Annotated in this window: 17 protein-coding genes and 1 pseudogene; 13 read left to right on the top strand and 5 right to left on the bottom strand. The window is 70.9% G+C overall.

Annotated elements, in window-relative coordinates:
* Positions 1–33: 33 nt before the first annotated feature.
* From B9S58_RS19950 to hutH, 5 genes are all read left to right on the top strand, one after another.
* Positions 34–903, top strand: a complete 870-nt coding sequence (locus B9S58_RS19950; protein ID WP_103533471.1) for a biotin--[acetyl-CoA-carboxylase] ligase — start codon at positions 34–36, stop codon at positions 901–903.
* Between the two features lie 187 nt (positions 904–1090).
* Entirely contained in the window at positions 1091–2293 is a 1203-nt protein-coding gene (locus B9S58_RS19945; protein ID WP_103533470.1) for an adenylate/guanylate cyclase domain-containing protein, read from the top strand.
* 157 nt (positions 2294–2450) lie between these two features.
* Positions 2451–3263 (top strand): enoyl-CoA hydratase/isomerase family protein, encoded by an 813-nt coding sequence (locus B9S58_RS19940; protein WP_103533469.1) that lies wholly within the window; start codon positions 2451–2453, stop codon positions 3261–3263.
* A gap of 104 nt (positions 3264–3367) precedes the next feature.
* The gene (locus B9S58_RS19935) at positions 3368–4522 is read left to right on the top strand and encodes a sensor domain-containing diguanylate cyclase (protein WP_103533468.1); all 1155 of its coding nucleotides are present in this window, start codon (positions 3368–3370) and stop codon (positions 4520–4522) included.
* 182 nt (positions 4523–4704) lie between these two features.
* Positions 4705–6291 carry a histidine ammonia-lyase gene (hutH, locus tag B9S58_RS19930; RefSeq protein ID WP_103533467.1) on the top strand — a complete coding sequence of 529 codons (1587 nt, stop codon included), beginning with the start codon at positions 4705–4707 and terminating at the stop codon, positions 6289–6291.
* Positions 6292–6375: 84 nt separating this feature from the next.
* On the opposite strand, the gene B9S58_RS19925 is transcribed toward hutH, so the two are convergent.
* Positions 6376–6693 (bottom strand): hypothetical protein, encoded by a 318-nt coding sequence (locus B9S58_RS19925; protein WP_103533466.1) that lies wholly within the window; start codon positions 6691–6693, stop codon positions 6376–6378.
* Positions 6694–6801: 108 nt separating this feature from the next.
* On the opposite strand from B9S58_RS19925, the gene B9S58_RS19920 reads away from it, so the two are divergent.
* The 3 genes from B9S58_RS19920 (at position 6802) to B9S58_RS19910 (ending at position 9310) form a co-directional block, all read left to right on the top strand.
* Positions 6802–7251 carry a hypothetical protein gene (locus tag B9S58_RS19920; RefSeq protein ID WP_258044763.1) on the top strand — a complete coding sequence of 150 codons (450 nt, stop codon included), beginning with the start codon at positions 6802–6804 and terminating at the stop codon, positions 7249–7251.
* 241 nt (positions 7252–7492) lie between these two features.
* Complete coding sequence (locus B9S58_RS19915; RefSeq protein ID WP_103533465.1) at positions 7493–8761, top strand: Ig-like domain-containing protein; 1269 nt, start codon at positions 7493–7495, stop codon at positions 8759–8761.
* A 189-nt stretch (positions 8762–8950) separates the two neighbouring features.
* Positions 8951–9310, top strand: coding sequence for a DUF1330 domain-containing protein (locus B9S58_RS19910; protein WP_103533464.1), 360 nt, complete (start codon positions 8951–8953; stop codon positions 9308–9310).
* A gap of 114 nt (positions 9311–9424) precedes the next feature.
* Here the strand turns inward: B9S58_RS19910 and B9S58_RS19905 are convergent, their stop codons facing one another.
* The 3 genes from B9S58_RS19905 to B9S58_RS19895 all read right to left on the bottom strand — a co-directional run bounded on the left by B9S58_RS19905 (position 9425) and on the right by B9S58_RS19895 (position 13534).
* On the bottom strand, positions 9425–9772 hold the full coding sequence (locus B9S58_RS19905) for a hypothetical protein (RefSeq protein ID WP_103533463.1): 348 nt from the start codon (positions 9770–9772) through the stop codon (positions 9425–9427).
* Between the two features lie 105 nt (positions 9773–9877).
* Positions 9878–12481: a hypothetical protein gene (locus B9S58_RS19900; protein WP_146063539.1), complete on the bottom strand. Its 2604-nt coding sequence runs from the start codon at positions 12479–12481 to the stop codon at positions 9878–9880.
* Positions 12482–13057: 576 nt separating this feature from the next.
* Positions 13058–13534, bottom strand: coding sequence for an RDD family protein (locus B9S58_RS19895; RefSeq protein WP_103533461.1), 477 nt, complete (start codon positions 13532–13534; stop codon positions 13058–13060).
* Positions 13535–14018: 484 nt separating this feature from the next.
* Here B9S58_RS19895 and B9S58_RS19890 point away from each other — a divergent pair, with 484 nt between their 5' ends.
* The 4 genes from B9S58_RS19890 to B9S58_RS19875 all read left to right on the top strand — a co-directional run bounded on the left by B9S58_RS19890 (position 14019) and on the right by B9S58_RS19875 (position 17238).
* The gene (locus B9S58_RS19890; protein ID WP_103533460.1) at positions 14019–14201 is read left to right on the top strand and encodes a hypothetical protein; all 183 of its coding nucleotides are present in this window, start codon (positions 14019–14021) and stop codon (positions 14199–14201) included.
* A 336-nt stretch (positions 14202–14537) separates the two neighbouring features.
* A complete protein-coding gene (gdhA, locus tag B9S58_RS19885) occupies positions 14538–15926 on the top strand; it encodes an NADP-specific glutamate dehydrogenase (protein WP_103533459.1) in 1389 nt (462 codons plus the stop codon).
* 123 nt (positions 15927–16049) lie between these two features.
* Positions 16050–16643 carry a hypothetical protein gene (locus tag B9S58_RS19880; protein ID WP_258044759.1) on the top strand — a complete coding sequence of 198 codons (594 nt, stop codon included), beginning with the start codon at positions 16050–16052 and terminating at the stop codon, positions 16641–16643.
* A 124-nt stretch (positions 16644–16767) separates the two neighbouring features.
* Positions 16768–17238 carry a RodZ family helix-turn-helix domain-containing protein gene (locus B9S58_RS19875; RefSeq protein ID WP_103533458.1) on the top strand — a complete coding sequence of 157 codons (471 nt, stop codon included), beginning with the start codon at positions 16768–16770 and terminating at the stop codon, positions 17236–17238.
* A 73-nt stretch (positions 17239–17311) separates the two neighbouring features.
* Here the strand turns inward: B9S58_RS19875 and B9S58_RS19870 are convergent, their stop codons facing one another.
* Positions 17312–18226 (bottom strand): alpha/beta fold hydrolase, encoded by a 915-nt coding sequence (locus B9S58_RS19870; protein WP_103533457.1) that lies wholly within the window; start codon positions 18224–18226, stop codon positions 17312–17314.
* Positions 18227–18330: 104 nt separating this feature from the next.
* Here B9S58_RS19870 and B9S58_RS40005 point away from each other — a divergent pair.
* Positions 18331–18846 (top strand): annotated as a pseudogene (locus B9S58_RS40005) (TetR/AcrR family transcriptional regulator); the annotation flags it as partial.

The following is an 18846-nucleotide window of genomic DNA, read 5'->3' as shown; positions in this document are numbered from 1 at the left end:
AGTGCGTCCTTTGCCACACCTAGGCTGGGTTGCATGACACCACCGGATGCGCCACACAACCGCTGGTCGGACCTCGACCGTCCGCCCCTCAACGTGACCGCGCTGCGCCGCGGGCTGCTGCGGCCGGACGCGCTGTGGACGTCGCTGGAGGTCGTGGAGTCCACCGGGTCCACCAACACCGACCTCGCCGGGCAGGCCCGTACCGGTGCGGCGGACGAGGGTGCGGTGCTGGTCGCCGAGGAGCAGACGGCCGGGCGCGGGCGGCTGGAGCGGACCTGGACCGCACCGCCCCGCTCCGGGCTGTTCCTCTCGGTGTACCTGGAGCCCGGTGACATCCCCGTGGAGCGGTGGGGGTGGGTGCCGCTGCTGGCCGGGGTCGCCGCCGCGACCGGGCTCGCGAAGTCGGCGGGTGTCGACATGTCGCTGAAGTGGCCCAACGACCTGCTGGTCGCGGTGGAGGGGGAGGAACGCAAGGCCGGGGGCATCCTCGGCGAGTTCGCCGGGCGCGGGATCGTCGTCGGCCTGGGCGTCAACGTCTCGCTCCGCGCCGACGAGCTGCCCGCTCCCACCGCCGGGTCGCTGGCGCTCGCCGGAGCGGTCTCCACCGACCGGGAGACCCTGCTGCGCGCCGTCCTGCGCTCGCTGGAGGACTGGTACGGCCGGTGGAGGGCGGCCGACGGCGACGCGGCCGTGAGCGGGCTCCAGGCCGCCTACGCGGCGGGCTGCGCGACGCTGGACCGGACCGTGCGGGCCGAGCTCCCGGGCGGGAAGTCCCTGGTCGGCGAGGCCGTCGCGATCGACGGGGACGGGCGTCTGGTCCTCTCCACCGAGGGCGGGCTCCAGCAGCCGGTGTCGGCCGGTGACATCGTCCACCTGCGGGGCGCGACGGGCGGCCTGACCTGAGACGGCCGCCGGCCCCGGACGGGCGTACCGGCGTACGGGCGGATACCGCGTATGCCTGAGATGTCACGCGCGACCCACCGATGACGGACAACCAAGGACGTGAGCTGGGGCACACCTGCCGTATCGTTGAGGCGATCCAGCGACAGATCGGCAGGGCAGTGCGCAGGGAACGGGCAGGAGGCGGCTGGTGACCGTCGGCGACACGACGTCCGGCGCGGGTGAGGAGCCCGGGTCGGACTCCTCCTCGGTCCACGCCACACCCCACCACGAGGTCGACCACACGGTGGAACCGACCGACGACCCCCTCGCCATCCGCCTCGAAGCGCTGATCCTGGGGGCCGACCGGCGCTACACGCCCTTCCAGGCGGCCCGCACCGCCGGGGTCTCCATGGACCTGGCCTCCCGGTTCTGGCGGGCCATGGGCTTCGCCGACATCGGCCAGGCCAAGGCGCTCACCGAGGCCGACGTGCTCGCCCTGCGACGGCTCGCCGGTCTCGTCGAGGCCGGGCTGCTCAGCGAGCCGATGGCGATCCAGGTCGCCCGTTCCACCGGGCAGACCACCGCCCGGCTCGCCGAGTGGCAGATCGACTCGTTCCTGGAGGGCCTGACCGAGCCCCCCGAGCCCGGCATGACCCGCACCGAGGTCACGTACCCGCTGGTCGAGCTGCTGCTCCCGGAGCTCCAGGAGTTCCTCGTCTACGTGTGGCGGCGCCAGCTGGCCGCCGCCACCGGCCGGGTCGTGCAGGCCGCGGACGACGAGGAGATGGTCGACCGTCGGCTCGCCGTCGGCTTCGCGGACCTGGTCGGCTTCACCCGGCTGACCCGGCGGCTGGAGGAGGAGGAGCTCGGCGAACTGGTCGAGTCCTTCGAGACGACCGCCGCCGACCTGGTCGCCGCGCACGGCGGCCGGCTCATCAAGACCCTCGGCGACGAGGTCCTCTTCGCCGCCGACGACGCGGGCACGGCCGCCGAGATAGCGCTCCGGCTCATCGAGGCGATGTCCCAGGACGAGACGATGCCCGCCCTGCGCGTCGGTATCGCCTTCGGCACGGTCACCACCCGGATGGGCGATGTCTTCGGCACCACGGTGAACCTCGCCAGCCGGCTCACCTCGATAGCTCCGAAGGACGCCGTCCTGGTCGACGGGGCGTTCGCCAAGGAGCTGGTCCGCCACGGCGATGCCCCCGAGTCCGAGGCGCAGGCCGCCGAGGCCGTCGCCGCCGCCGCCGAACGGGCCCGGGGCGCCGAGAAGGAGGGCCGCGAGCCCGACGGCGAGCCGCCGCTGCCCACGTACCGCTTCGGACTCCAGCCGATGTGGCAGCGCCCCGTGCGCGGGCTCGGCGTGGTGGAACCGTGGCTGCTGGCCCGGCGCGGGAAGACCGGCTCCTGAGGACCCGTCGTGGCGCGGCTCGCCCGCTTCGTCACGTCTCCGTCCCCGGTCGTTACGACTCCGTCCCCGGCTCGCCCTGTCGGGGGCGGTGCCGGCCTGTCTAGGATCCGTGACGGTAACGCTCGTTAACAGGCCGTCCACCGACAGGGGTTCAGTCATGACCGTCACGTCCGAGCAGTGGTACGGGGATTTCGTCGTCGTGCGGCGGCACGAGGGGCAGGACCATGTCGCCGAGCTGGTCCTCGACCGGCCCAAGGCCATGAACGCCGTCTCCACCGACATGGCCCGCTCCATCGCCGCCGCCTGTGAGGCGCTCGGCGCCGACCGGGACGTCCGGGCCACCGTCCTCACCTCCAGCCACGACCGGGCCTTCTGCGTGGGCGCGGACCTCAAGGAGCGCAACTCCTTCACCGACGCCGACCTCGTGCGCCAGCGGCCCACCGCCCGCGCCGCCTACACGGGGGTCCTGGAGCTGCCGATGCCGGTGATCGCCGCCGTGCACGGCTTCGCCCTCGGCGGCGGCTTCGAACTCGCCCTCGCCTGCGATGTGATCGTCGCCGACGCCACCGCCGTGGTCGGGCTGCCCGAAGTGTCCGTCGGTGTCATCCCGGGCGGCGGCGGTACTCAGCTGCTGCCGCGCCGGGTGGGTGCGGCGCGCGCCGCCGAGCTGGTGTTCAGCGCCCGTCGCGTCGAGGCCGCCGAGGCGCGCGATCTGGGTCTGGTGGACGAGCTGGTCGAGGCGGGCCAGGACCGTGCGGAGGCCCTTGCGCTGGGCGGCCGGATCGCCGCCAACTCGCCGGTCGGGCTGCGCGCCGCCAAGAAGGCGCTCCGGCTGGGCCACGGGCTCGACCTGCGGGCGGGCCTGGAGGTGGAGGACGCGGCCTGGCGGTCGGTGGCCTTCTCCGGGGACCGGGCGGAGGGGGTGGCCGCGTTCAACGAGAAGCGGCGCCCCGACTGGCCCGGTGAGTGACGATGTGTGCGCATTACGCAGAGTGAGTGCGGCGTGGAGAAATAGTTGAAATTAGTTACGCATCAAGCTGATGAAAAGGGGACAAATCTACATAGGCTGTAGAAATGGGTGGTGACGATGAACGGCTTCGGGCCGTGGTTTCGCTGGCGCAGACCATGGCCGCGGCCTACACGCCGCGTGAATCGTGGCGGGCGGCGGCGCTGGGCGCCTGCGAGGCGCTGAGCGGCAGTTTCGCCGCGCTCTCCGTGTGGGAGCGGGAACGGGGCAGGCTGCGGGTGCTGGTGAACGCGGGGCAGCGGACCGAGGGGGAGGAGGAGTTCCCCGAGGAGGAGGCCTACCCGGTCCACGAGTTCCCGGAGATCACCGAGTTCCTGCACGAGCGGTGGGCCGGTGGTGGCGAGCCCGACGCCTGGGTGGAGACCGCCGACGGGCTGCCCGGCGCGGGCGGCCCGGCGCGTGGTGCCCGTCCGTACTGCCACCAGCGGGTCGCCGCGCTCCGGCGGCGCGGCCGGGGCTGCTGCGTGGTCGCGCCGATCGTGCTGCATGGCCGGGCGTGGGGCGAGCTGTACGTGGCGCGGCCGGCCGGGCGGCCCGTCTTCGACCGCGCCGACGCGGACTTCGCGACCGTGCTCGCCGCCGTCGTGGCCTCCGGGATCGCCCAGACCGAGCGCCTTGAGGAGGTCCGCAAACTGGCCTTCACCGACCCGCTGACCGGCCTGGCCAACCGCCGCGCGGTCGACATCCGGCTCGACGAGGCCGTCGAGCGGCACCGTGTCGACGACACCGTGGTCAGCCTCGTCGTCTGCGACCTGAACGGCCTCAAGGCAGTGAACGACACCCACGGCCACGCCGTCGGCGACCGACTGCTGGAACGTTTCGGCTCGGTGCTGTCGCTGTGCGGGGCGATGCTGCCGGAGGCGCTGGCGGCCCGGCTGGGCGGCGACGAGTTCTGCCTGCTCGCGGCGGGTCCCCCGGCCGACGCGGTGGTCGGCGTCGCCACCGAGCTCTGTGGCCGGGCGGCGGTGATCGAGCTGGGCGACGGGGTCGCCTGCGGGGTCGCCTCCACCGGCGACCCGATCGGCCCGGTGCGCTCGGCCCGCCGGCTGTTCCGGCTCGCGGACGCCGCCCAGTACCGGGCCAAGGCGGCCCGCTCGCCGGGGCCCGTGGTGGCCGGGCGGGACGGTGAGGTCATCCGGCTCGCGGACTCCCCGCCGAAGTCCGCGCACGACCGGCGCAGGCTGCGCGGCAACAGGCCGTGAGCGCGGGCGGTCGCCGTTCGGGCCGAGCACGGTCGCACGGCGGAGGTTGGACGCGGGTGCACGGTTCGCGCTGGGCACGGGTGCGCGGCGGGCGACCCGCTCACGCACTCGGTCAGTGCCGTAAGGGGCCCTGTGCCGAACCGCTAGTGACATGAAGGGTTTCAGTCCGTACGCTGCTGAATATGGATATGCACACTGTTGTGGTGGGGACGTCCGGAACCACCGCCGAGGACGTCGTCGCCGTGGCCCGCCACGGCGCCCGGGTCGAGCTCTCCGCCGCCGCCGTGGAAGCCCTGGCCGCCGCCCGTCTCATCGTGGACGCGCTCGCCGCCAAGCCCGAGCCGGTCTACGGCGTCTCGACCGGCTTCGGTGCCCTCGCCAGCCGCCACATCAGCCCGGAACTGCGGGCGCAGCTCCAGCGCAACATCGTCCGCTCGCACGCGGCGGGCATGGGCCCCCGCGTCGAGCGCGAGGTCGTCCGCGCGCTGATGTTCCTCCGGCTCAAGACGGTCGCCTCCGGCCACACCGGCGTACGCCCCGAAGTCGCCCGGACCATGGCGGACGTGCTGAACGCGGGCATCACACCCGTCGTCCACGAGTACGGCTCGCTCGGCTGCTCCGGCGACCTCGCCCCGCTCTCGCACTGCGCGCTCACCCTGATGGGCGAGGGTGACGCGGAGGGCCCCGACGGCACGGTCCGGCCCGCGGGCGAGCTGCTCGCCGCGCACGGCATCGCCCCGGTCGAACTCCGCGAGAAGGAGGGCCTGGCACTCCTCAACGGCACCGACGGCATGCTCGGCATGCTGGTCATGGCCCTCGCCGACCTGAAGAACCTCTACACCTCGGCCGACATCACCGCCGCCCTCTCCCTGGAAGCGCTGCTCGGCACGGACAAGGTCCTCGCCCCCGAACTGCACGCCATCCGCCCGCACCCCGGCCAGGGCGTCAGCGCGGACAACATGCTGCGGGTGCTCGCCGGTTCGGGCCTGACGGGCCATCACCAGGACGACGCGCCCCGGGTCCAGGACGCCTACTCCGTACGCTGCGCCCCCCAGGTCAACGGCGCCGGCCGCGACACCATGGACTACGCGGCAGTGGTCGCGGGCCGCGAACTGGCCTCATCGGTCGACAACCCGGTCGTGCTTCGAGGGGGCACCTCCCGTTCGAGCGAAGCCGAGAATGAGGGAGGCCGGGTGGAGTCCAACGGCAACTTCCACGGCGCGCCCGTCGCGTACGTCCTGGACTTCCTCGCGATCGTCGCCGCCGACCTCGGCTCGATCTGCGAACGCCGCACCGACCGGCTGCTCGACAAGAACCGCTCGCACGGCCTGCCGCCGTTCCTCGCGGACGACGCCGGGGTCGACTCGGGCCTGATGATCGCCCAGTACACGCAGGCCGCCCTGGTCAGCGAGATGAAGCGGCTCGCGGTCCCCGCCTCCGCCGACTCCATCCCGTCCTCCGCGATGCAGGAGGACCACGTCTCCATGGGCTGGTCCGCCGCGCGCAAGCTCCGTACCGCCGTGGACAACCTGGCCCGGATCGTCGCCGTCGAGCTGTACGCGGCGACCCGCGCGGTCGAGATCCGCGCCGCCCAGGGCCTCACCCCCGCCCCCGCCTCACGGGCCGCCGTGGACGCGCTGCGGGCCGCCGGCGCCGAGGGGCCGGGCCCGGACCGCTTCCTCGCGCCGGACCTGGCCGCCGCCGACACGTTCGTACGGGAAGGGCGCCTGGTCGCGGCCGTGGAACCGGTCACGGGGCCGCTGGCCTGAGCCGGGCCCCGTAGACACGGAGGGCGTACGGAAGAGGGCTGCCGCACCGGGGGGTTCGGCAGCCCTCCTCACGTACGTACGGGATCAGAGCGCCGGGCGCGTCCCGGTCACGGAGCGGCGCACCGAATAGGTGACGAAGGCCGTGCCGAGCCCCAACAGGGCTGTGCCGCCCACGAGATACGGGGTGGTGTCCCCGCCCGGCCCGGTGTCGGCGAGCCGCGCCCCGGAGGCGTCGCCAGGGGCGCCGGCGGGCTGCTCGGCGGTCACCCGGTCGGCAGGGGCGGCCGGGGTGGCCTGCGGGCGGTTCTCCCCGGTCGCGTTGGCCGACGGGACGAACCAGAGAGCGGCCAGCAGCGTGCCTGCGGCGGTGGTGGTCAGCAGTGTGCGACGAGCGACGGACACAGATTCGATCCCCTTGCGACAACCATGAGTTAGCCCCGTGGGCCGATGCTAAGCAACGCAGCGGGTCGCTGGAAAGTCGTGGCCCCGCCGAGCCTTACGCTCCGGGCTATGAGTACAGAAGAGACATCCAGGTTTGTTCGACTTCGCGTGGAGATGGTGCTGGAGGTCACCGACCTCGACGCCCTGACCGGCACCGCGCTCGAATCCATCGCCGCCGAGTACGGGGAGCCCGTCGCGGCGGTCGCCGGAACCGACACCGCCGAGGAGCGGATGCATGCCGAGGCCACGGTCCGGGCAGACGGAGCGGAGGCCCTCGCCTCGCTGGTCGACCCCTTCGACCTGGTCAGCGAGGTGCCCGGGGTCGAGCTCGCCCAGGCCTCCTGGAGCAGCGAGGGCATCGAGTACGACCCCGACGCGGAGGGCTGGGACGGCGCGGACGACGGTGACGAGGACCTCTTCCTGCCGCGGGACGGAGGCGACGAGGAGGGGTACGGCGACGCGGTCGCGCACAATGGGAAGAACGACGGCGAGGACGGTGACCCCGCGCAGCGGGTGTGACATGTGAGAACACCGGCCCCGGCCCCGGCCCCGCTCACCCGCGGACCGGGGCCGCGTTGTGCGGCGGCGGAAACCAGGGCCCGGCCTCGGGAACCACCGCTGCCGGGGGTGCGTCGATGAGTGGTGTTCCCCACATCTGTCGCGGATGTGGAACGGAGCACCCTTTCCGGGTGTTCTTGGAACATTGACGGGGAATAGCGGCCTGGCGGCCCCGTCCAGGGATTCTGGGGAATCGGCAACGATGGAGAAGCGTGTGATGACGGACAGCAAGCGGCGCAGGGGCCTCATGGCCATGTCCGCACTGCTCGGCGGCGTGCTGGTGCTTTCGGCCTGTAGCGACGACGGCGACAAGGGCGGAAAGGCGAGCGCCGGGAGTTCGGAGTCGTCGCAGCAGGAGGTGGACAAGGCGGCAGCCGCGGACGCCTCCGAGGCGCAGATAGCGATCGAGCCGAAGGACCGCGCGACCAACGCCAGCATCAACAACGCGGCCCAGGTCACCGTCGCCAAGGGCAAGCTGACCGAGGTCATCATGACCACGGCGGACGGCACCCCGGTCGAGGGCACCCTGGCGGCCGACGGGTCCAGCTGGAAGCCCGCGGACCAGCTGGAGCGGTCCACCACGTACAAGATCGACGCCACGGCTGAGGACTCGAAGGGCCGTAAGGCCCACGAGAACAGCTCCTTCACCACCGTCTCGCCCGACAACAGCTTCATCGGGAACTTCACCCCCGAGGACGGCTCCACGGTCGGCGTCGGGATGCCCGTCTCGATCAACTTCAACAAGGCGATCACGGACAAGAAGGCCGTCCAGGACGGCATCACCGTGACCTCCAGCAGCGGCCAGGAGGTCGTCGGCCACTGGTTCAACTCCCAGCGCCTGGACCTGCGCCCGGAGGACTACTGGCAGGGCGGCTCCACCGTCACCCTGAAGCTGGCCCTCGACGGCGTCGAGGGTGCGGACGGCGTCTTCGGCGTCCAGCAGAAGACCGTGACCTTCAAGGTCGGCCGCAACCAGGTCTCCACCGTCGACGTGAAGACCAAGACGATGACGGTCACCCGCGACGGCAAGACGATCAAGACGATCCCGATCTCCGCGGGCTCCCCCGAGAACCCCACGTACAACGGTCAGATGGTGATCTCCGAGAAGCACAAGGAGACCCGGATGAACGGCGCCACCGTCGGCTTCACCGATGACGACGGCAAGGGCGAGTACGACATCAAGGACGTGCCGCACGCCATGCGCCTGTCCACGTCGGGCACCTTCATCCACGGCAACTACTGGGGCAAGGGCATCTTCGGCAACGCCAACACCAGCCACGGCTGCGTGGGCCTCGCCGACGTGAAGGGCGCGAACGACTCCAACGCACCCGGCGCCTGGTTCTACGACAACTCGCTCGTCGGCGACGTGGTCATCGTCAAGAACTCCCCGGACAAGACCATCACCCCGGACAACGGCCTCAACGGCTGGAACATGAACTGGGCCGAGTGGACGGCCGGCTCCCAGGCCTGATCCACCAGCCGTTCCCCCTCGCACCACCCCCGTCCCCGCCCGAAGGCGGCGGCCCCGGAACGCTCCGGGACCGCCGCCTTCGGCGTTGGGGGAGGGATGACCTCCGAGGTAATCGACGCCCTTCGCCCCGCACGGCAGCATGGCGGATGTCCCGAAGAGAGCCGCCCCGACCGCACGGAGGACCGGATCATGACCGCGTACGCCATCGCCCACCTGCACCCCACCGACGGCCCCGTCGAGGACGAGGTGCTGAGCTACATCGAGCGGATCCAGGCCACCATGAAGCCCTACGGAGGCCGCTTCCTGGTGCACGGCGCCGAGGCGGAGGTGGTGGAGGGGGCCTGGCCGGGCGCGTTGGTCATCATCGGCTTTCCCGGCGTCGAGGAGGCCCACGCCTGGTACGCGTCCCCCGCGTACCAGGAGATCCTGCCGCTGCGCACCCGGCATCTCGACGGTGACGTGGTGATCGTTCCCGGTGTCGGTCCGGAGTACGACGCATCGGCCACCGCTGCGGCGATGCGGGCGGCGCGGGAGCGGGTGGCGAGCTAGGGGGTGTCCGTACGCTCCTCCACCGCTGCCCGGTAGTTCCGCGGGTCCCGGGACCGGTACGGAGGCTCCTGGCGCGTCATGAGCAGTCGTCCAAGCTGATGACACTCACCCCGGCTAAGGGGTCCGGTCATCCGGGCCAGGCGGGTGGGCGCGGTACTCGACAGGCCAGCGCCAGAGAACCAGCACAAACGATATGAACGCGGCCGTCCCCAGCGCCCAGGCCCAGACAACGGCGGTCGCGGTCCCGTCGCCCGGGCCCCGTTCGCTGTTCGCTGCGACGATCAGGGCGATGACCGAGCCGGTGAACACGGCGAGTCCGAGGTACAGCTGGCCAATGACCTCGTCACGGGCCCGTGTCCACGTGCACCGGTAGCGGGTGTATGTCACGGGGCCGGACTGTTCACTGCGACGAGGGGCGATGAACTCCTCGCTGGTCTTTTCGTGTTCTGGCTTGGTGGTCATGGGGGATCACGGTACCGGGCTCCTCGACTCCCGCCCGGAGAGACCACATGCACGGGAAGGGCGGGCCCGGCCTCCGTCGGCCGGACCCGCCCCGCTACCACCCCGCTACCGCCCGCTGAGCTGCGGTACGGCCTTGCATGTGGTCGTGCAGGGGCTGTTGACGCTGGGAGGCGAGGCCTTGGGCCCCGGATCGCGTGCCTCTGGGCTCACGCCCTGTGCGGAGGGTATGAGGGTGAACGATACGAACCGGGGCTTGTAGATACTGGGGTCCCTGTAGTGGGCCCCGTTCTCCCCTACGGTGGCATCGAAGCTGTTGACATTGTAGGAGAGGGTCCACCGGTCACCGGATGACAGGTCGCTGTGCACATGGGCGTTGTAGGCGAATATGTTCTCGTCGCCGTAGCTTCCCCACAAACCGACCTCGGGCATCATGTAGACGACATCCCGGCCGGGGTTGTGCCTGAACCCGGTATAGGGGTTGCAGGACGCCCACAGGCGAATTTTCTGACTGAAGGCCTGTGTGCTGTCCTGGCTGACGAGCACGAACGAGTTCCCCCATTTGGTGACACTGAACTCATTGGCCACACCGGTCAGGTTGGTCGTGCCCAGTGACTCCTTGCCCAGCCACGCCTTCCTGCCGTCGTTCAGGAACTCCCACTTGTAGTCCTTGTTGAGGTCGGTCCCCTTGATGCGCGCTACCCTCATACGCTTGTTGATCGGGGCGTCATCTATCCCGTAGACGTAGGTGTACCCGTCTCCGCTCTCCCTTGCGGGAACAATGGCCGCCCCCCACTGCGTGGGGCTCAGTCTCGGTGCGACGGTGGGAGACGGGATGTCCTTCACGAGGGCCGGCCTGGTGAGATCGTTGAGGTCGAAGGTGGCTACGACCGTCTTCTCCAGCCTGAATCCCCAGATGTCGTCGGGGTCATACCGGTGCCACTGGTGGAAGATGATCTGCAGGCGTTTTGTCGGGCGTAGCTCCCCCTCGAGCTGCACATCCGAGATCATCCCGTCACCGAGCCAGTACCACCTGGTGGGATCGTTGTCCAGGTCCGTCATGAGGGAGCGCGGATTCTCCTTTGTCCCGCCGGTGACGGTCTTCAGGCTGTTTCCGTCCTTTATGACAAAGGAGTTGTTCACGAACGGGGCGCTTACCGGTCTGGTGCCGTCCTTGTTGAGCGGCCCCAGGAACGTATCGGAGAATATGTACAGCAGCCGCCCGTCCGGAAGGCGCACCGAGTAGGTGGAGTCGCCACCGGTCCAACCGTCCGGGGTGTTCTTCGCGTAGTCGATGAACTGCTGCTCCGGCGGGGCCTTCGACTCGACCTGCTTGGCTTCTGGTATGTCCACGTTGAGGCACGTTCCGGAGGGGGCGACCTTGGCGTACTGCGCGATCTTGCTGGCGAATCCCGGCTTCTCGTCCATGCCGCAGAGCCTGTCGACGTCCTTGGTCATGTTGTAGGTGACCTTGGACGAGGTGGACCATTCCCGCGATACGCCGAGTTCTATGCCGATCTCCAGCTGATTCTTTGCACCAGCCGTGAGCTTGCCCTCCCAGCCAAGGCTTTCGGAGCCACCGGCCGAATTGTCCCGGTGCCATTGATCGACGGTCGACTTCGTGCAGTGGTCTTCCTCGTTTGTTCCTACCCAGTCCGGCCGCGGAACCCGCTCCGTGTAGTCGTCATATTCGTCTCCACCTACGTGGTCGGAGCCGCCGGTATGCCCGCTGGGTTCCCATACCGTCCAGATGGCGGCCTGGTCTTTGCTCTGGTACACGCACCGGTACTTCTTGTACCTGATCTCCACCAGGTACTTTCGTGGCCATCCGACGGGTTCCCATACCCCTTCGAGGCCGCTCTTGATATCAACCGCCTTGGATGCCGACCAGCCTCCGAAGCTGACCGCTCCCTCATACTTGGCGCTTGCCTCCGAGGTGAACGTCATGCCACCTTTGCCGTCACCTACCGGGTAGGTTTCGCCGATGTTCGACCACACATCGGTGCTCTTGATGAAGGTCTTCGTCGAGCAGTGCGGAGGAGTCTCAGCAGCAGCACGCGCAACTCTGGGCGATGCCGTACGGGACATCAGGTTCTCCGGTGAGGGAGCCTGCGGGGTGACCTCGATGAACTCGGGGCGGACCTCTTCGCCCGGTTGTATCTTTTCTCCGCCGTGCCCTGGTGTTGTTTGTGTATCCGCCCACGGGATCACGTCGGGGTTGGAGCCCGTGTACTCTACGGATGCCCCGGTGTAGGCATACTTATCGGTACCGTTCTTTCCCGGTATCCTGATGGTCAATGACAGGGTCACGATGTTTCTGTCATTGATGTAGTCCGGGTCGGTTATGTCGTCGATGTCGAGTTTTACCGCGAACTCGTTCTTGTGTGTTTCGAACTCGGCATCGGGGAAGGGTAGTTGGCTTACCGTGTCTCCTGGCTTGAGTTCCCCGACGGTTTCGGGGTCGGGGTCGGCGGAGAGCTGGAACTCGGCGTCCTTGAGGGTCTCCTCGCCGATGACCCGTCCCGTGAGGGCGACCGGCCCGTCAGGTTTGAAGGAGACCGAGTCCGGTTTGTCTTTGCCGGTCTTCCCCGCTGTAGCCGTCTTCGACGATGCCGAGGGCGATGCCGAGGCCTGTCCGGCCCCTGCGTTCGCCGTTCCCGTTCCGCCGGCGGTGAGGGAGAGGGTGGCGGCAATGCCCAGAGTTATAGGCATGCGGAGCCGCCGCATGGAAGATTTCACTTTTCCCCGTCTGGTGCTGTTTGGTGCCCGTTTGGCCCAGGTGCATTTACGGGGGCAATGGAACGCTCGACGGGTGGTGAGCGTAATGATCAAACCAGCCAACATCTGGCCTGTTTGGTGGTGTTGATGCATCTGGCAGACCCGCGGATGCAGGGTGGCGCTCAGCGTGATCGCCACCGCGAGGTCGTCCACGCCCTACCCCCCCGGCCGTGGGTCCTCGCGTTGATTCCACCCGTGCGGTGACCACAACTGTGCCTGGATGAAGACAAGTTGCGGGGACTGCCGCAACCTCGCCCGGCCGGGCCTCGCCGCGTCCCGGGCCCTCGGAGAGTGGGCAGGGCCGCAGCCGTTCCCTCTCAGGGGTGAACCCCGCGGAACACGGAGGCCTTTCCGGCGCCTTCAGCCGGATGGCCCGCGAGGGGTCGGGCAGGGCGTCACCTACGACTTCGTCGCCACCGACGCGATCGTCGCGTGCGACCCGTACCCGCTCCACCCCCGCCTGGCGGCCCGGGGTGACCGGCGACCGGCGCTGAAGGCCCCCGGTCCGCCTCACCCGCGGGAGGCCGAGGAGCAGGCTCGGCCCGTACGCCCCTCCACCGTCGCCCGGTAGTGCCGCAGGTCGCTGCGCCGGACCTGGCGCACCCCCGCGAGGTCCTCGTGCGCCTCGGCCGGGCGGCCGGGGGGTCGCTCAGCGGGGCTCGGAGCCGCTGGGCCCCGGAGCCGGCGCCAGGGCTGGCGCGGCAGCCAGAGGAGCCCGTACAGCCAGCGCAGCACCAGCCGACGGAATCCCGGACGGCCCGCGTCGGGCAGCCGGATCACCCGGACGCCCATGATCAGCTTTCCGGCGCTCGCCCGGACGGCCATCGTCAGCAGCACCTGGTTGGCGAACGACAGCGCGATCAGGTGGACGATCAGCAGGGCGACCGCGTGCCCTGCCCCGTCGGCGTCCAGGCAGGACCGCACCAGCAGACCGACGGCCAGCAGGCACAGATAGGCGTCGAGGCCGACCGCCAGATAGCGCCGCATGTCACCCGTGCCCTTGGGGAAGCGCGGCTGACCCCGGGGCGCCGGGGCGGGATACGCCGAGGGGCGGGCGTACGCCGGATACGCCGCCCGCGGGAGCGCGTGCCCGTACGGCGGCGGGGGCGGTGCGGAGGGCGGGTCCGGCCGGGACCGAGCGGTACCGTTCCCGGCCCGGCGCACTCCGTGCGGTGCCCGCAACTTGTCAGGAGGCTGCCCTCTCCGACGCCCTCGCGGCTTCGTCATGGGGGCATCATGGCTGATCGTCAGGCGGGGTGTCCCTGTTCCTGACGGGTAACTCCGGTGCCCCGGCGTTGTATTCACGGGACCGTTACGGTTGCCTTCCGCCGGCTGCGCGGGTGCGTCGTTTCCGGTCGGCCGCCGGTTGGGGTGAAGCCCGCTGTACCCCGATACGGGAGCACCCTCCCTCCTCGCGGCGCGCGCCGCCCGGCAGGCTTGGGGCATCACCGACCACGGAGGAATCGCCGTCATGAAACCCCTGCTCTGGATCATCCTGTCGGCCGCGCTCGCCGCCAACGCCTTCCTCGGTCTCGCGGTCGAGGAAAGCGGCCTCCAGGTCGCCCTGAGCGTCGTCGCGGGCTTCACCGCACTGGCCTGCGGGGTCGGGCTCTGGGTGCTGCGCGACCCGCACGAGAGCCGATCCGGAACGTGACCTTCGCCACTCGGCTCCCCGGGGCCGGGGAGCGGGCCCGGGCCGCAGGGGTAACCCGGAGCAGCGGACCGGGGGTGGCGGAGTGCCCGGGCAAGGGGTCCGGACGCTGATCAAAACGGCTGATCATGGTCAATATGTGGATGGCCCTCGAAGATCATCGGGCCGCACTGGAGAATCGGACCGTACGACGGTCCTGCGCATCGCCCGGCCGGGCGACGGCCGCGCGGTCCTCCCGAACGGGAGTCCGCGGGGCTCCGGCGGGGGAGGCGGGCCGGTGGCGCTCCCCGGGACGGGGCGCCGACGCGCACGAGCCCGACCACGGAAGGTCTTGATCAGATGCCGGTCATCCCCGACTCGCACGACTCCGCCCGCACGACCGACGCCGCGGCCCGCGTCATCGAGCCGCTCTACGCCGAGATCCTGCGCCGCAACCAGGGCGAGCAGGAGTTCCACCAGGCGGTCCGCGAGGTCCTGGAAACGCTCGGACCGGTGCTGACCCAGCGGCCCGAGTTCGTCGACGCGCGCATCATCGAGCGGATATGCGAGCCCGAGCGCCAGCTGATCTTCCGGGTGCCGTGGTCGGACGACTCCGGCGACATCCACGTCAACCGCGGCTTCCGGGTGGAGTTCTCCAGCTCGCTCGGACCCTACAAGGGCGGGCTGCGCTTCCACCCCTCGGTCAACCTCGGCATCGTGAAGTTCCTCGGCTTCGAGCAGATCTTCAAGAACGCCCTCACCGGCATGCCCATCGGCGGCGGCAAGGGCGGCGCGGACTTCGATCCCAAGGGCCGGTCCGACGCCGAGATCATGCGGTTCTGCCAGTCCTTCATGACCGAACTCCACCGCCACCTGGGGGAGTACACCGACGTCCCGGCCGGTGACATCGGCGTCGGCGGCCGCGAGATCGGCTACCTCTTCGGCCAGTACAAGCGGATCACCAACCGCTACGAGTCCGGCGTCCTGACCGGCAAGGGCCTCGGCTGGGGCGGCGCACAGGCCCGTACGGAGGCCACCGGCTACGGCACGGTCCTGTTCACCGCCGAGATGCTGCGCAGCCGGGGCGAGTCGCTGGAGGGCCAGACCGTCGCGGTCTCCGGCTCCGGCAACGTGGCCATCTACGCCATCGAGAAGGCGCAGCAGCTCGGCGCGACCGTGGTGACCTGCTCGGACTCCGGCGGCTATGTCGTCGACGAGAAGGGCATCGACCTCGACCTCCTCAAGGAGATCAAGGAGGCCGGCCGGGGCCGGGTCTCGGAGTACGCCGAACGACGCGGCGCACAAGCCCGGTTCGTGGCCGGTGCGGGGGTGTGGTCGGTCCCCGTGGACGTGGCCCTGCCCTGCGCCACCCAGAACGAACTCCACGAGGCCGACGCGCTGGACCTCGTACGCAACGGGGTCAAGGCCGTCGCGGAGGGCGCCAACATGCCCACCACCCCGGAGGCGGTCCGGGTGCTCCAGGAGGCGGGCGTCGCCTTCGCCCCCGGCAAGGCGGCCAACGCGGGCGGGGTCGCCACGAGCGCGCTGGAGATGCAGCAGAACGCGTCCCGGGACTCGTGGACCTTCGCCCACACCGAGGAGCGCCTCGCCGAGATCATGCGACACATCCACGACTCCTGCCACACGACCGCCGAACGCTACGGGAGCCCCGGCAACTACGTGGTGGGCGCGAACATCGCGGGCTTCGAGCTGGTCGCGGACGCGATGCTGGCGCAGGGTCTGATCTGACCGTACGTGGGGGAGGCACCGGCGCCTCCCCCACGTACGGGAGACGTCGCCCGTACGGGAGATGTCGGCACCGGTGTTGTGCGGCCGCCGGCACTGCCTACCCCGCGCGGGGGACCCCGCGTCGTGTCTGCTTCGCGAGGGTGGAGGCATGACGCTGAAGATCCTTCACCGTCCCCGTCCGTCGGTGACACCGAGCGGCCCGTTCCTCGCTGGGCGATCCGCCTGGCCTACGCACTGCCGCTGCTTCTGCTGCCGGCGTGCCTGTGGCGGCTGCCCTTCGCTCTGCACTTCACGATGGGGCAGGAGGTTCAGGAGGGCGGTTTACCCGCCTACTGGGTGAGCGTCCCGTACGTTCTCGGGCTCAGCGTGTTGACGGAAGTGGTCGCGATCCTGACCATCGGGCTGGTCCGGGGCTGGGGAGAGGTGGCGCCCGCCTGGATACCGGTCATCGGCGGCAGACGCGTCCGGCCGCTGGCGGCCGTCGTCCCCGCCGTGCTCGGAGGCCTGATCCTCACCTTCCTGTTCACCGGTGTCCCGCTGGGCGGAGATCGCGAACTCGCCCTGTACGGCGTCATCGACACGGTCGAGTACACCAACGGCGTCTGGGACGCGCTGGCGATGGTGTGTGGCACCCCCCTCGCCGCTTGGGGACCCATCACCATCGCTCTCGCGATCGCCTACTACCGGCGTCGGGTCCGCGGCGTAGCCGCCGGGTGAGGATCCGGAGCAACCTGTTCCCGCGAACACGGCCGTCTGTCACGCGACTTCGCCAGCAGCGAATCCGCCCGGCGCGCAACGCCCGACCCGTGCCGCGACGGCGCGGTCCTCCTAGGCTGGAGTGGTGAGTATCCGAGCGACGAACCAGGCCGACGTGATCCCCCTGCGCCCGCTCCCGGCGCCGGCGCCGACCCCGACCCCGACCCCGATCCCGACCGGCACCCTGCCCCGGGAGCCGCTCTGGCGTGACCTGGTCGGGGAGGTGCTGCGCCGCGAACGCCGGGCGCAGGGACGGACGTTGAAGGATGTGTCCGAGGCGTCCCGGATCTCCATGGCGTATCTCTCCGAGGTGGAGCGCGGCCGCAAGGAGGCCTCCTCCGAGGTGCTGGCCGCCGCCGCCCAGGCGCTCGGCCTGAGCCTGGCCGACATCCTGGCGCTGGCCGGCGAGCGGCTGGTCAGCCTCGCCGCGGCCCGCTCCCGCTCCCGCTCCCGGTCGCTGTCCCGTTCGGTCGGATCGGGGGCGGCCGGCGGTCACGGGTCCGTACGGACGGCAGGTCCGGCCGGTCCGATGGGCGGCTTGCTGCTGGCCGCCTGACCGGAGGGTGTTGCGCGCGGCCGTCCGGCTCGGGGACGGGTGCCAGGCGCGGCCGTCGACCCGGGAGTGGGCGCTACGCGCGGCCGTCGACCCGGGATGCCCGGTCCGCGAGGGCCCGCACCTCGGCGGCGACGGCGGTGTGCCGTTCGCGCGGGATGTCGTGGCCGACGCCCGGCTGGAGGACGAGTCGGGCGTCGCGGATCGCGGCGGCGGTGGCCCGGCCCGCGGAGGGCCTGAGCAGCGGGTCGTCCGTGCCGTGCAGCACCAGCGCGGGGAGGCGCAGTTCGGCCAGGGGCGGGCCGTGCCAGGGCGCGCCGATCTGGCGGGACTGGGCGTCCGGGTCGGCGATGCCGGTGTCCACGTCGGCGATGATCCGTTCCAGGGCCTCCGCCTCGTCGAACGGGTAGCCGGGCGACGCGCAGAGCCGCGCCACCGCGAGCCCGGTCGCGATCCTCCCCCCCCGGTCCCGGGCGGGCTTGATGCGGGCGAACTTCGCGAGGGTGCCGAGCCGCAGATGACGGAAGGCACTCAGCCCGCCGACGTCGCTGGGCAGCGCTGCGGACGAGGGGAGCGTGCGCACCCGGTCCGGATGGCGCAGGGCGACGCCCTGGGCGACGACCCCGCCGAGTGAGTGGCCGAAGAGGTGTGCAGACTTCCAGCCGAGTGCGTCCATGACGGCGACCGCGTCGTCGGCCATGTCCTCGGCGGTGTACGCGGCGCCGCGGCCGGCGGCCAGCGCGGCGAAGGGGTTGCCCCGGGCGGCGGGCTTCGGCAGCCGGGTGGACTCGCCCGCGTCCCGCTGGTCGTGGCGGGCGACGGCGAACCCGGCGTCGGCGAAGGCCGCGCACAGCTCCCCGGGCCACCAGTGCCGGGAGACCGCCAGCCCCGTCACCAGGAGCAGCGGTTCGCCGTCCGCGCCTTCCTGGAGCCGGTCGTGGGCGAGCTCGACCGCGCTGTTGCGGGCGAAGCGGCGTTCGGTCCAGGTCATGGCGGGCTCCTCTGGTGGCGAGACTACTGCGAACGGTGTTCGCGGTATTGGAGTACAGCCAGATCCGGACCCCGGACGGGGACCTGAAGGGAAGGTGGCGGACCGTGGCCGATCGCGAGACCCGGCCGGCGACCGTCTGGTCACGCCCCGAGCGGGGCGCGCGCGGACCCGCCCCCGAACGCAGCCGCACCCAGATCACGACGGCAGCCCTCGCCCCCGCCGACGCGGAGGGCCTGGCGGCCGTGTCGATGCGCGCGCTCGCGCAGCGACTGGGCACGGGGCCCGCCTCGCTCTACCGCTACGTGGGCAGCCGGGACGAGCTGCTGGACCTCATGGCGGACGCGGTCGCGGGCGAGCTGGACCTCTCCGGGCCCCCGGCGGCGACTGGCTGGGGGAACTCGTCGGCCTCGCCCTCCAGTCCAAAGCCGCACACGTCCGGCACCCGTGGCTGGCCGATCTGAACGACCGGCGCGGCGAGGTGCTGGGCCCGCACGCGATCGACTACCTCGACCACGCGCTCGGAATCCTGGCCCCCGCGCCCGGCACCGCCGGTCAGAAGCTGGAGGCCATCGGTCTCATCGGCGGCCTGGCCACCCTCTTCGCCCGCCGGGAGGCCCGCG

This window comes from Streptomyces sp. SM11 (genome assembly GCF_002910905.1).
Lineage (GTDB): Bacteria > Actinomycetota > Actinomycetes > Streptomycetales > Streptomycetaceae > Streptomyces.
This window is presented reverse-complemented; position numbering and strand designations above follow the sequence as displayed.